Genomic DNA, 12,029 nt, shown 5'->3' on the forward strand with positions numbered 1-12,029 from the left:
GTGCCCTGACAGCGTCGTGCCCTGAGGGCGACCGCGCACGGCGACCGCGCCGTCGGGGTCAGGCGCGGGGGTGCGCGAGCCCGTAGCTCGCTTTCAGGCGTTCCGCCGAGACGTGGGTATAGATCTGGGTGGTGCCGAGGCTGACGTGGCCGAGTAGCTCCTGCACCGCGCGCAGGTCGGCTCCGCCGTCGAGCAGGTGGGTGGCGGCGGTGTGGCGCAGGGCGTGCGGTCCGGCCGGACCGGTTCCGGGGATTGCGTCGAGCAGGGCAGCAACGAGTCGGTAGACGCCGCGTACGCCGAGGCGTTGGCCTGTGCGGCCCAGGAACAACGCGGCGGCATTCGGTGCCGTCGCGATGTGGGGCGGCGTCTCGGCGTGTGCGAGAAGTGCGGGTCGAGCCTGGCGCAGGTACTCGATGAGGGCGCGCTGCGCCGGTACTCCGAACGGAACCACGCGTTCCTTGGCGCCCTTGCCGGTGACCCGCACGGTCAGCCGATCCAGGTCGACGTCGGACAGGTCGAGGCCCACGAGCTCAGAAACGCGCAGCGCCGAGGCGTAAAGCAGCTCGACGATCGTAAGATCACGCTGCGCGAGGGCCTCTCCCCCGGCGGCGCGGGCCGTCAGCAGATCGAGCAGCTCGGTCATCTGGGTGTGGGTGATGACCCGCGGCAGGGTGCGTCCCGGCTTCGGCGAGCGCAGGCGTGCCGCCGGGTCAGCGCTGTCGTCGTGGCTGCGCGCCAGCCACGCGGTGAAGCTGCGCGCCGCCGCCGACCGACGGGCCAGGGTAGCCCGCGCCAGGCCGGCCTGGGTGTCCACCCACAGCCATTCCCGCAGAAGTTCGAGACTCAGATCAGCGGATGCCGTAGCGCCGCGGTCGCGGGCAAACCCGGCCAGTTGGTTCAGGTCAGTGCGGTAGGCCCTCACCGTATGCGTCGAGTAGCCGCGCTCGGCGCTGAGGTAGAGCAGAAACTCATCGATGTCGTCGTTCAGCTGCACCCGGTCGTTCCCTTCACTGCTGGCGAGAAAAGGCTTCCCGACGGCCTTCCGGTGTGAGCTCGGCCAGCTGATCGACGTAGGCGGCCGAAAACTGTGTGACGGCGGCGAATTCTCCGATCGGCAGCTGGGAGTGGGTGATCTGGTCGGTGTAGACGTGAACGAGGTTGAGCGTCTGACCGCCGTTCACTCCGGTGAGTTCGCGGGCGGGGGCGCCGAGGTCCATCGTGTAGCAGGTGGCCGCAGCTACTGATACCGGGATACCGGCGAACAGACCTTGGGTGGAATAGTGCAGGTGCCCGCCGAGAATGGCCCGCACATCACTGCCCGCCAGAACAGCGGCCAGTCGCGGCTGGTCCTGCAGTTCGAGCACGCTCATCAACGGCAGCGGGGTGGGAATCGGCGGGTGGTGCAGGGCCAGAATTGACCCGAACGGGGACGGTGTGGACAGAACCGTGCTCAGCCAGTCGAGCTGGGCATCGGTGATCTCACCGTGGTGATAGCCCGGAACGCTCGTGTCCAGGGCTATGACGCGCAGGCCGTCGAGATCCAGCACCTGGTCGACGGGCTCCTGATCGACCGACTGCCCAGCGCCGCCCAATGACGTCTCGCCGAGGAGCTCGGTACGAAACGGTTGGCGCTGATCGTGGTTTCCCATCACCCAGACGATCGCCGCGCCCCACTCGCCAGCGGCGGCCTCGACGATGCCGCGAATGCGGCGGTAGGCACCCGCTTCGCCCCGATCGGCGACGTCACCGGTGAGGATGAGGGCGTCGGGGCGAATGCCTGAACGGCGCAGTTGCTCGAAGGCACGATGCACGGTCTGGTCGGTGTCGACGGCTCCGTACGGCGCGGCGCCATCGCCCAGAAAATGGGTGTCACTGACATGCACCAAAATTTTCTCGGCGGGCGCGTACTGACCCAGCTGCACGGCTGCCATGAATCACCTTTCGTCGGTCTTCAGACTACGGGCAGCCACTGACAGCCGAGTCAGAACACCGGCAGCACCGACACCGTATCGTCGTCGTAATTGGTGATGCCCACCTTGCTGCCGTCGGGCGTGACCGCGAGGCTCGTCGGGGTACGCCCGACCGGAATACGACTGAGCACCCGGTTTGTCGCGGTACTGATCGTTACGACGGTGTTGCTCTCGGTGGACAGAACATAGAGTTTCGTTCCGTCCGGACTCACCGTCAGGGCGCCGGGGGCGGTGATGGCGATGCTGGCCCGCACCCGGTTAGTGGCGGTGTCGATGACCTCCACGGCATTCGACGGCCCAGTGAACAGGTCACGACCCAGGCTCGCGTAGACCGTCTTACCGTCGGGCGACGGTGCCGACGCGATCGGCGGGTGCGAGGTGTTGAACTCCCCCAGCGGTCCCTGGGGCGCGGCCGTGTCGATGATCAGCACGCCGTAGTCGTCGCCGTTGCTCAGGTAGACCTTCTTGCGGTCAGCGCTCGGAGTTAGTTCACCGACCGGGGCACCGGTGAAGATCGGCTCGGCGAGGGAACGGGTGGCGATGGTCGCCACGCTGATATCGAACAGAGAGGGCGAACCCCCGATGTAAAGCGACTTGCCGTCGGGGGTGGCGACGAGGTCACCGCACGCGCCGGTCTTGAAGGAATAGGCGACCGTGTTTGTGGCAATGTTCAGGGCGTAGATCTTTTCGTCGCTGCAGGTGCTCACGAACACCTGTTTCTGGTTGGTCGATACTGCGAGGGCTCGGGGGGTGCCGCCCAGCGGTATGGTCGCAACTACTTTGCCGGACACCGTGTCGATCACCGAGACTGTGCGGGCCCCGGCGTTGGCGACGTATGCCCAGCGGCCGTTTTTCGTCACGACGAGCTCGCGCGGATTGGCACCGACGGCGATCGTGGCCGGCGCGACTGGCCTGGTCGATGCGCTCGTCTTCGAGACTGTTTGATACCCGGTCTTGATGCCGCTGACGGTGACGGTGACGCGCTTGCCCACCTGGGTGTTGGAGGGAGTGAAAGTGGATGCCGAGGCGCCCGGAACCGCCACACCATTCACCTTCCAGCGGTAGGACAGCGTTACCGGTGCCGGTTTCCAGGTGCCCGGGGAGGCGGTCAGCCGCCGACCGGCCTGCGGTATTCCGCTGATGGTGGGAATCGGCGTCGCGGTCAACTGGCTGGCTGCGGGCTGAATCGCGGTCGGCTGGCTCAGCGTGCCCGGTGCGCTCATCACGGTCGACGCGAGCGCCGCCGGAGCGGAGGCCAGGACGGCCGCTCCAACGGTTAGAACGGTCAGTGTGAAGCCGAGACCTCGACGTTGGACGGATACTGATGCGCTCATGACATCCACTTCTCTGAGAATGCTGACAGTCGACAGGGTGGGGCGATTGGCGATGTTGCGGGTTACAGTAACCCCGTCACCGACCGGCGACAAGGCCGGATGAGCGGGCTATCATGGCGCCATGTCTGCCCAGCCGGACGCCCATTCCGAGGCTCTGGAACGTGCGCTGCTGCACGCCCAAGCCTGGCTTGCGTCGCTCCCTTCCCGCCCGGTCGGCCCCCGCGTCGACGCCGACACCCTGGCCGCCCTGTCGGCCGGCCCACTGCCGCCGGACCCGACTCCCGCGGCAGACGTCATCGATGAACTGGCGTCCTTCGCCGAACCCGGGCTGATGGCGATGCCGTCCGGCCGGTTCTTCGGCTGGGTCATCGGCGGAACCCTGCCGGCGGCCCTCGCGGCCGATTGGCTGGTCACCGCATGGGACCAGAATGCCGGAATGCGGTTCGCCACTCCCGCAACCGCCGTGCTCGAGGAGACCGCCGCTGGCTGGCTACTCGACCTGCTGGGGCTGCCGCCAGGAGCGGATGTCGGATTCACTACGGGCGCGACCATGGCCAATTTCGTCGGCCTCGCCGCCGGTCGGCAGTGGGTGCTCGAGCAGGCCGGGTGGGAGCTCGACCGGTACGGGCTGACCGGCGCTCCCCGGGTACGGGTCTTCGTGGGCTCCGAGCGTCACGAGGTCATCGATCTGACCCTGCGCTACCTCGGTCTCGGTGCGCCGATCGTGGTCGACGCCGACGATGAGGGGCGGTTACGGCCCGACGCCCTCGCCGAGCTCCTGCGCGCCGGCTCCGGCCCCGCCATCGTCTGCCTGCAGGCCGGCAACGTGCATTCAGGAGCATCGGACCCGATGGGCGCAGCGATCGACGTGGCCCGCCAGCACGGAGCCTGGGTGCATGTCGACGGCGCGTTCGGCCTGTGGGCTGCGGCCAGTCCGCGGTTCCAGGACCAGCTGACCGGTCTGGAACGGGCCGATTCCTGGGCGACCGACGCCCACAAGACCCTCAATGTTCCCTACGACTGCGGGGTGGCGATCGTGGCGCGGCCCGACGTGGTGCGACGAGTCTTCGGCGTTCACACCAGCTACCTCATCGCCGCGGATGCTTCAGGCGAACGTCGGAGCCCCGGCGACCCGTTCGAGAAGGTGCCCGAGTTGTCCCGTCGGGCGCGAGGCGTTCCGGTCTGGGCCGCGCTTCGATCCCTTGGCCGCGCCGGCACGATTGCTCTGGTCGATGGTCTCGCGGCGAATGCCGGGGCCCTGGCCGAAGGACTTCGGGCCATGCCGGGCGTTGAGGTGCTCAACGAGGTCGTGTTCACGCAGGTGTGTGTGAGTTTCGGCAGCGACGATCGCACCCGACGAGTGACCCAGCAACTCATTGCCGACGGCTCCGCCTGGATGTCGGGGTCGCGCTGGCACGACCGAGACATCCTGCGCATTTCGGTGAGCAACTGGTCGACGGATGCCGCGGACGTCGCGCTCTCCCTCGCCGCAGTGGCGCGGGCCTGCGCGGCCGTGGATGCTGCCGCAGACACCGGTACGGAGAAGCGGCCGGCCGCGACCGCGGTTACCCCACCGGTTACGGCACCGCACCGCTGGACCGAAGATCGCGACTGACGCACAGTTCTCGGCCCCTGTCCCTTTGGGCTCAATGGGCGCTCTGGCCCTACGCCCGCCGCACCCAGCCGGCTTCCCTCTCCTGGGCGGCCCCGTCGAGATCGAGCCCGCCAAGGGCACCGCGCACCGCCGCAGTTGACAGCCCGGCCCGACGCGACAGGTCGGCGACCGTGCGCGGCGAGCGCCCGCTCAGGGCATCGAACACACGGATCTGGTCGCTCGTGCGCGGTATCGGGCCAGGCCCGGCATCGGTGACAGCAAAGTCGAGGGGTACCTGGATCGATCGTTCCCCGACGAGCTCGGCCATCTCGGTCGGGCTGGTCACGCAGACCGCGGCGAACTCGCGAATGAGACGGTGGCAGCCGGCCGAGGTGGGGCTCGTGATCGGCCCCGGTACGGCACCGAGCGGCCGGCCCAGCGCGGACGCGTGTCCGGCCGTGTTGAGGGAGCCCGACCGCCAGCCGGCCTCCAGTACGACCGTCGCAGCACTCGCTGCGGCAATCAACCGGTTTCTCTGCAGAAAGCGCCATTTGGTGGGTGCCGCGCCGCACGGCAGTTCGGAGATCACAGCCCCGGAGGCCACGATTCGGGTGAGTAGGGAGTCGTGGCCACTCGGGTAGAACCGGTCGACTCCCCCGGCCAGAAAGGCCACCGTTACGCCGTCGCTCGCGAGTGCGGCCCGATGGGCCATCCCGTCTATGCCATAGGCGGCGCCGGAGACGACCGCGAAACCGCGGTCGACCAACCCGGCCGAGGCTTCCATGGCGATGTGCTCCCCATACCCGGTGGCGGCCCGGGCGCCGACCAGCGCGATCGAGTTTGGGAGCGCGGCCAGGGCGCCGGGTACGCCGCGCCACCACAATGCGAGCGGCGTATGTTGTTCGAGGTCGCCGAGCGATGACGGCCACAGGGCATCCGTGGCCAGCAGCAGCCGGGCATCGACACGGGCCGCTTGCTGCAGCGAGCGGATGACGTCACCCGAGTTGAGCCGCGGCCGCCAGCGTTGCAGCCCCGCGTCGAGGGCCAGCTCCAGCTCGGCGCTGGTGGCGGCATCCGCTTCGGTGGGATCGGCGCTGGGACCGGCCGCAAAGACGATATCGGGCCCATCCGGGTCTTCGCTGAGCGCGTCTCGCACGAGCGCGCCGATGCGCACCGGACTCCACGACTCGAGAATGGCGGTCAGGGCCACGCTCGCGCCAAGGCTCGCCACGAGCAGGCCCGCCGTACCGTCACCGGGTTCGGCAATGCCCGACCAGGCCGCGCGGGCGAATACCTCGCCGGCCGCGGCGGAGCCAGCGTTGTCGCCAGCGTCAACCGGCATTCCACGGCGTACGCCCGCAGTGAGCTGACTCACCCGGGTTTCGTCGAGCCCGAACAGCGTCATGATGATATTCCTTTGCGTAGATAGAGAGCTTGGCCGACCTGGTCAGGGCCGGGAATGGTGAGACCGTCGTAGTCGGCCAGGGTCCACGCGATGCGCAGCACCCGGTCGTAACCGCGCATCGTGATTCCGCCACGTTCAAGCGCCCGGTCGAGGCCGGCGGTGGTGCTCGAGGCCAGGCGCACCGCCGCGCCGCGGAGCCAGGGGCCTGGAACCTGAGAGTTCAGGCTCCAGGCTGTGCTACGAAGTCGCTCCGCCGCGGCCGCCCGGGCAGTGACCACCCGCTCCCGGGCAATGACACTCGTCATCCGCTGCGTGCCGGCGGCCAGGCGCAACTGGGCGGCGGTAATGCGTTTGACGTTGAGCTGAATATCGATGCGGTCAAGCAACGGCCCGGAGATGCGGGCGAGGTAGCGGCGCCGGGCGTTCGGCGGGCAGCTACAGCTCAGGTCGCCAGCGCCATATTGCCCGCACGGACATGGGTTGGCCGCCATCACGAGCTGAAACCGCGCCGGAAAATGAGCCACGGCATTGGCGCGGTGAATGCTGATCCAGCCCGATTCGAGGGGCTGACGCAGGGCGTCGAGGACCGGCGAGGCGAATTCGGGAGCCTCATCGAGAAATAGCACTCCGTGCGAGGCCTGCGACGCGGCCCCCGGCCGAATCTGCCCGTTGCCACCGCCCACCATGGCGGCGGCCGTCGCGGTGTGATGGGGTGCCTCCCACGGCGGCCGGGTGATCAGCTCGCCCAGTCCCAGGCCGCTGAGCGAGCGCAGCGAGCTGACCTCGAGCGAGCTCGCCGGATCGAGGTCGGGCAACAGCCCGGGCAGGCGGGCCGCCAGCATTGTCTTACCGGCTCCGGGCGGGCCGAGCAGAAACACGTGATGCCCGCCGGCGGCGGCAATCTGCAGGGCCAAAATGGCGTCGTCGTTGCCGATCACATCGGCCAGGTCGGGCTCGGCCATCAGGTCGGTCGGCACTGTTGCGGCCAGAATCGGCTCAACCGGTATCGGGGGCAGTTGGGCGCCGTGAAAGATCGCCGCATCGCGCAGCGACGTGACACCGATCACGCGGACGTCGGGCACGAGTCGGGCCTCGGCCTCGTTGCCGATCGGCACCATCACCGTGGTGTGACCGAGGCGGGCGGCCGTCATCACCCCGGGAAGAATGCCCGGCGTTGGCCGCAGCCGGCCGTCAAGGGCGAGCTCGCCGAAATGCACGACCTTACCGACCGATTCGCCCGAAACGGTGCTGTCAGCGGCGAGGCAGGCCAGAGCGATCGCGAGGTCGAAGCCGGCGCCGTGCTTGGGCAACGCGGCCGGCGACAGATTGATGGTGAGGCGGTGAACGGTGAGCGGGCATCCGCTGTTGGCGGCCGCTGCGCGCACCCGTTGCGTCGCCTGCGACAGGGCGGCGTCGGGCAGTCCGATCAGGATCATGCCGGGCAGCTGCGCCGAGATGTCGGCCTCGACCTCGACCAGAGCTCCGGTCAAGCCCAGCAGGGCGACGGCGTGGGTGCGGGCGATTCCCATCAGAACACGCCCTCGAGGTGTTCAATGACCGGGTCGCGGCCCCGCGGGGCGATCACCGCGATGACATCGAGTCGAATCTGGCGCGGCCATCGCTCGGCCGCCACGCACCACGCGGCGGCGAGACGACGCATTCGGGACAGCTTTTTCACGGTGATCGCCTCAAACGGATGCCCGAAGCTCAGACTGCTGCGCGTCTTCACCTCGACGAAGACCACGGCAGCGCCCCGCTGCACGACGAGGTCGATCTCTCCCTCTGCGCACCGCCAGTTGCGGGTGAGGATGGTGTAGCCGGCACCCTGAAGAAAGAGCGCGGCTTGGTCTTCGCCGAGTTTGCCGAGTTCGTCTTTGCGCGCCACGAGTGCCTCCGAGACCAGAGTGCGCGATCACGCACGGCCGCGGGTGGGCCGCCGCCACATTCGTGGACAGTCGCGCGGCCCTGGTACCTGTGGAGGACGGGCTATTCCTCGTGCATGACGAACAGTCGGCGCACGACCTCGCCGGCGACAAGCGCGTCCAGGCTCTCGTTGAGTTCGGCCAGCGGCCGGGTATCGGTGTGCAGCAGTTCGACCGGCAGCTTGCCGTCCCGCCACAGCTTGAGGTAGGCCGGAATGTCGCGGCCGGGCACGGAGTCACCCATATACGAGCCGAGAAGCCGGCGGCCCAGCCCGGCGAACTGCAGCGCCGGGGTGCTGATGGTCTGCTCGGGATGCGGCAGGCCCACAGAGACGAGCGCTCCGCCGCGGGTGAGCAGCGCCAGGCTGGCCTCCATCACCCGGGCACTGCCGACGGCCTCGATGGCGAGGTCGACGCCGTCGCCCGCGTATTCACGCACGAGGTCGGCCGCTTGGTCGGGCGAGCCGGCCTGATCGGCACCGCAGCGGAGGGCCAGCGCCTGTTTCTCGGGCAGCGGATCGATCGCGATCACGGTGGTGCCGGCCACCTGGGCGGCCGCCATGACGGCCATCAGGCCGACCGCGCCGAGTCCGAACACGATCACCGACTGGTCTGACGTGAGGGCGCCGGTGTTCAGCACGGCGCCGATGCCGGTGAGGGCGGCGCAGCCGAACATGGCGGCCACGTCGAACGGTACGTCCTGGTCGATCGGCACCACCGATTCGCGGGCGACAACCGCGTACTGCGAGAAGGCGGAGACTCCGAGATGGTGGTTGATGCGCTCCCCCGCCGCGCTCGCCAGCACGGCCGGGCCGTGTAGCAGGTCACCCGTTCCGTTGGCCTCTGCACCACGGTGGCAGAGCGCCGGGCGCCCGGCCAGGCAGGCCCGACAGTCACCGCAGCTCGGCACGAACACCAGCACGACCCGATCGCCGACGGCCAGATCGTCGACGCCGTCACCGAGTGCGCTCACAGTGCCGGCGGCCTCGTGACCGAGCGCCATCGGCAGCGGCCGAATGCGTGACCCGTCGATGACCGAGAGGTCGGAGTGGCACAGGCTGGCGCGTTCGATGCGCACGAGTACCTCACCGGCGCGCGGCGCCGGAACCGGAATCTGTTCGAGCGTCAACGGACGGCTCTCGGCGTAGGGCCGCGCTGCGCCGGCGTCGCGAAGAATCGTGCTGAGCATTGTTGCTGGAGTCATTTCTCCAACCTAACGCCCGACGCGACGTACGCTGGGCCTATGACTGTGCAGAACCGGCTGACCGATCTGAGTATGCGCGCCATGAACGGCGTACACCGGATGCTGCTTTTCGTCTCCGGCGGACGCGTCGGCTGGACCATCGGCACCATGGCGGCTGTCGAGCTGCACACGATCGGCCGCAGCAGCGGGAAGCGTCGGTCGACGATGCTCACGGCGCCGGTACAGGGCGGTGGGCGGTATGTGCTCGTGGCGTCCAAGGGAGGCGACGACCGGCATCCGTTTTGGTACGGCAATCTCGTGGCCCAGCCCGATGTGGAGCTGACCGTTCGCGGGGTGACTCGGCCGTTTCGGGCGCGCACCGCGACATCCGCTGAGAAAGCCGAGCTGTGGCCTCGCATCATCGCCGCCTACCCCGGCTACGGAGATTACCAGACGAAGACCGACCGCGACATCCCCGTGGTTATCTGCGAACCCCGCCCCTAGGCCAGCCGCGAAGTAGCGGCGGCGGATTCCCCGCGGAGTTGCGAGTTTCGAGGGTAAGCAAGGAAGTCCCGCGCGCCTTATTCGGGGCTTCCCTGCTTACCCTCGATGTCTGAACGAGGAGCTGGTGACCCGCCGACTCCGCGGGCCGCCAGCGGAACGCGAGCACACCCCCAGGCCCACCGCACGAAAGTGGGCCCATGGCAGATCATGGGCCCACTTTCCGGGCCCGGGCCCGGAAAGCTCGGGGTCCTAGGCGACCGGCTCGAGGGCCTCGACCACGATGGCCGGGAAGATCGGCGCGTGCACGCCGGACATCTCCTCGAGTACCCGAATCACCTGGCAGCTGTAGCCGTATTCGTTGTCGTACCAGACGTAGAGCACGACCTTCTGGTCGGTGACGATCGTGGCGAGGCCATCGACGATGCCAGCGCGCCGCGAGCCGAGGAAATCGCTGGAGACCACCTCGGGCGAATCGATGAAGTCGATCTGGCGATGCAGCGAGGAGTGCAGCGACATCGTGCGCAGGTAGGTGTTGAGTTCGTCCTTGTCGGTGGGGAGAGCCAGATTGAGGTTGAGAATGGCCATCGACACGTCGGGCGTGGGAACGCGGATCGCGTTGCCGGTGAGCTTGCCGGCCAGCTCAGGCAGTGCCTTCGCCACGGCCTTGGCCGCGCCGGTCTCCGTGATGACCATGTTGAGAGCTGCCGAACGCCCGCGGCGGTCTCCGGAGTGGAAGTTGTCGATGAGGTTCTGGTCATTGGTGAACGAGTGCACCGTCTCGACGTGGCCGTCGATGATGCCGAAGCGGTCGTTGACGGCCTTGAGCACCGGTGTGATCGCGTTCGTGGTGCAGGACGCCGCGGTGATGATGCGGTCGGTCGGCAGAATGTCGGTGTGGTTGATGCCGTGCACGATGTTCTTCAGCATGCCCTTGCCCGGCGCCGTGAGCAGCACCCGCGCGACACTGGGGCATTTCAGGTGCTGGGACAGGCCTTCTTCGTCGCGCCACTTGCCGGTGTTGTCAACGACAATTGCGTCGTGGATGCCGTACTGGGTGTAGTCGACGCTGGCCGGGTCGCCGGAGTAGATCACCTGGATGAGGGTGCCGTTGGCGAGGATGGTGTTGTTCTCCTCGTCGATGGTGATCGTGCCCTCGAACGGGCCGTGTACCGAGTCGCGGCGCAGCAGGCTGGCCCGTTTGACGAGATCGTTGGCCGAGCCGCGGCGCACGACAATTGCGCGCAGGCGCAGGCCCTGCCCACCGCCGGCGTGTTCGATCAGGATGCGCGCGAGCAGGCGCCCGATGCGGCCGAAACCGTAGAGCACGACGTCGGTGCTGGTGCGACCGTCGAGTCCGTGCTGGCCGACGACGTCGGCGAGTTCAGCGCGGAGGTATTCTTCCAGGGTGACGCGGTCGTCCTGCTCGCGAAAACCGAGCGCGAGGCGAGCGAGGTCGATTGACGCCGCCCCCAGATTGAGGCCGTCGATGGCCTGCAGAATGGGGAGGGTCTCTTCGAGCGGAAGCTCGACATCCGCTATGTGACGGGCGAAGCGATGTGCTTTGAGCAGGCCGACGACCGATTTGTTGACCAGACCGCGCCCATACACGCTCGTCACCACGGTGTTGTCCCGGTAGAGGCGCCCGATCAGGGGAATCATCGCCTCAGCGAGAGCCTCGCGGTTGCTCCACACAGCACGGGCACGATCAGCGTCCTGGATCACAGGGTTGCCTTCCTAAACCTTCGTTGGCCTTGTCCGGCCACCCGAGGCCCCGGAGTCATTCCTTACTCGTCGAGCGCAAGTTCCTTGGGAAGTTCGAAGTCTTTCGACGCGAGCTCTTCCACGTTGACATCCTTGAAGGTGAGCACGCGCACCGATTTCACGAATCGATCGGAGCGGTAGACATCCCAGACCCAGACATCCTTCATGGTCAGTTCAAAGTAGAAATCGTGTTCCGTGTCGCGGCGCACCAGTTCAACCTCGTTCGCGAGGTAGAAGCGTCGTTCGGTTTCGACGACGTACTGGAACTGACCAACGACGTCTCGATATTCCCGGTACAGGGCCAACTCGACCTCGCGGTCGTAGTCCTCGAATTCGTCTTCTTCCATGGTGATCTC

Annotated in this window: 11 protein-coding genes; 2 read left to right on the forward strand and 9 right to left on the reverse strand. The window is 67.8% G+C overall.

All coding sequences use genetic code 11. From position 1 onward, the window contains the following. Positions 1–58: 58 nt before the first annotated feature. From QMF22_RS14445 to QMF22_RS14455, 3 genes are read right to left on the reverse strand one after another with little or no spacing between them, the layout of a single operon-like run. Positions 59–994, reverse strand: coding sequence for a tyrosine recombinase XerC (locus tag QMF22_RS14445; RefSeq protein WP_283454830.1), 936 nt, complete (start codon positions 992–994; stop codon positions 59–61). A 13-nt stretch (positions 995–1,007) separates the two neighbouring features. Then, complete coding sequence (locus QMF22_RS14450) at positions 1,008–1,931, reverse strand: phosphodiesterase (protein ID WP_283454832.1); 924 nt, start codon at positions 1,929–1,931, stop codon at positions 1,008–1,010. A 50-nt stretch (positions 1,932–1,981) separates the two neighbouring features. Beyond that, positions 1,982–3,304 carry a beta-propeller fold lactonase family protein gene (locus tag QMF22_RS14455; protein WP_283454835.1) on the reverse strand — a complete coding sequence of 441 codons (1,323 nt, stop codon included), beginning with the start codon at positions 3,302–3,304 and terminating at the stop codon, positions 1,982–1,984. Positions 3,305–3,425: 121 nt separating this feature from the next. Here QMF22_RS14455 and QMF22_RS14460 point away from each other — a divergent pair, with 121 nt between their 5' ends. After that, positions 3,426–4,919, forward strand: coding sequence for a pyridoxal phosphate-dependent decarboxylase family protein (locus QMF22_RS14460; RefSeq protein WP_283454837.1), 1,494 nt, complete (start codon positions 3,426–3,428; stop codon positions 4,917–4,919). A 49-nt stretch (positions 4,920–4,968) separates the two neighbouring features. Here QMF22_RS14460 and dprA read toward each other — a convergent pair whose 3' ends face one another. The 4 genes from dprA to QMF22_RS14480 all read right to left on the reverse strand — a co-directional run bounded on the left by dprA (position 4,969) and on the right by QMF22_RS14480 (position 9,429). After that, a complete protein-coding gene (gene dprA, locus QMF22_RS14465; RefSeq protein ID WP_283454839.1) occupies positions 4,969–6,303 on the reverse strand; it encodes a DNA-processing protein DprA in 1,335 nt (444 codons plus the stop codon). Beyond that, positions 6,300–7,832 (reverse strand): YifB family Mg chelatase-like AAA ATPase, encoded by a 1,533-nt coding sequence (locus QMF22_RS14470; RefSeq protein WP_283454841.1) that lies wholly within the window; start codon positions 7,830–7,832, stop codon positions 6,300–6,302. The genes dprA and QMF22_RS14470 overlap by 4 nt, the downstream gene beginning before the upstream one ends. Beyond that, complete coding sequence (locus QMF22_RS14475; protein WP_283454844.1) at positions 7,832–8,188, reverse strand: YraN family protein; 357 nt, start codon at positions 8,186–8,188, stop codon at positions 7,832–7,834. Before QMF22_RS14475 ends, QMF22_RS14470 begins: the two co-directional genes overlap by 1 nt. Positions 8,189–8,289: 101 nt before the next feature. After that, positions 8,290–9,429 carry an alcohol dehydrogenase catalytic domain-containing protein gene (locus tag QMF22_RS14480; RefSeq protein ID WP_283454846.1) on the reverse strand — a complete coding sequence of 380 codons (1,140 nt, stop codon included), beginning with the start codon at positions 9,427–9,429 and terminating at the stop codon, positions 8,290–8,292. Between the two features lie 39 nt (positions 9,430–9,468). On the opposite strand from QMF22_RS14480, the gene QMF22_RS14485 reads away from it, so the two are divergent. Further along, positions 9,469–9,912 carry a nitroreductase family deazaflavin-dependent oxidoreductase gene (locus QMF22_RS14485; protein WP_283454848.1) on the forward strand — a complete coding sequence of 148 codons (444 nt, stop codon included), beginning with the start codon at positions 9,469–9,471 and terminating at the stop codon, positions 9,910–9,912. A 249-nt stretch (positions 9,913–10,161) separates the two neighbouring features. On the opposite strand, the gene QMF22_RS14490 is transcribed toward QMF22_RS14485, so the two are convergent. Together QMF22_RS14490 and QMF22_RS14495 are read right to left on the reverse strand one after the other, a co-directional pair. Further along, positions 10,162–11,634, reverse strand: a complete 1,473-nt coding sequence (locus tag QMF22_RS14490) for a glyceraldehyde-3-phosphate dehydrogenase (protein WP_283454850.1) — start codon at positions 11,632–11,634, stop codon at positions 10,162–10,164. Positions 11,635–11,696: 62 nt separating this feature from the next. Further along, positions 11,697–12,020 (reverse strand): DUF2469 family protein, encoded by a 324-nt coding sequence (locus QMF22_RS14495; protein WP_022886464.1) that lies wholly within the window; start codon positions 12,018–12,020, stop codon positions 11,697–11,699. Positions 12,021–12,029: the final 9 nt, after the last annotated feature.

It is taken from the genome of Cryobacterium sp. PH31-L1 (assembly GCF_030063145.1).
GTDB lineage: Bacteria > Actinomycetota > Actinomycetes > Actinomycetales > Microbacteriaceae > Cryobacterium.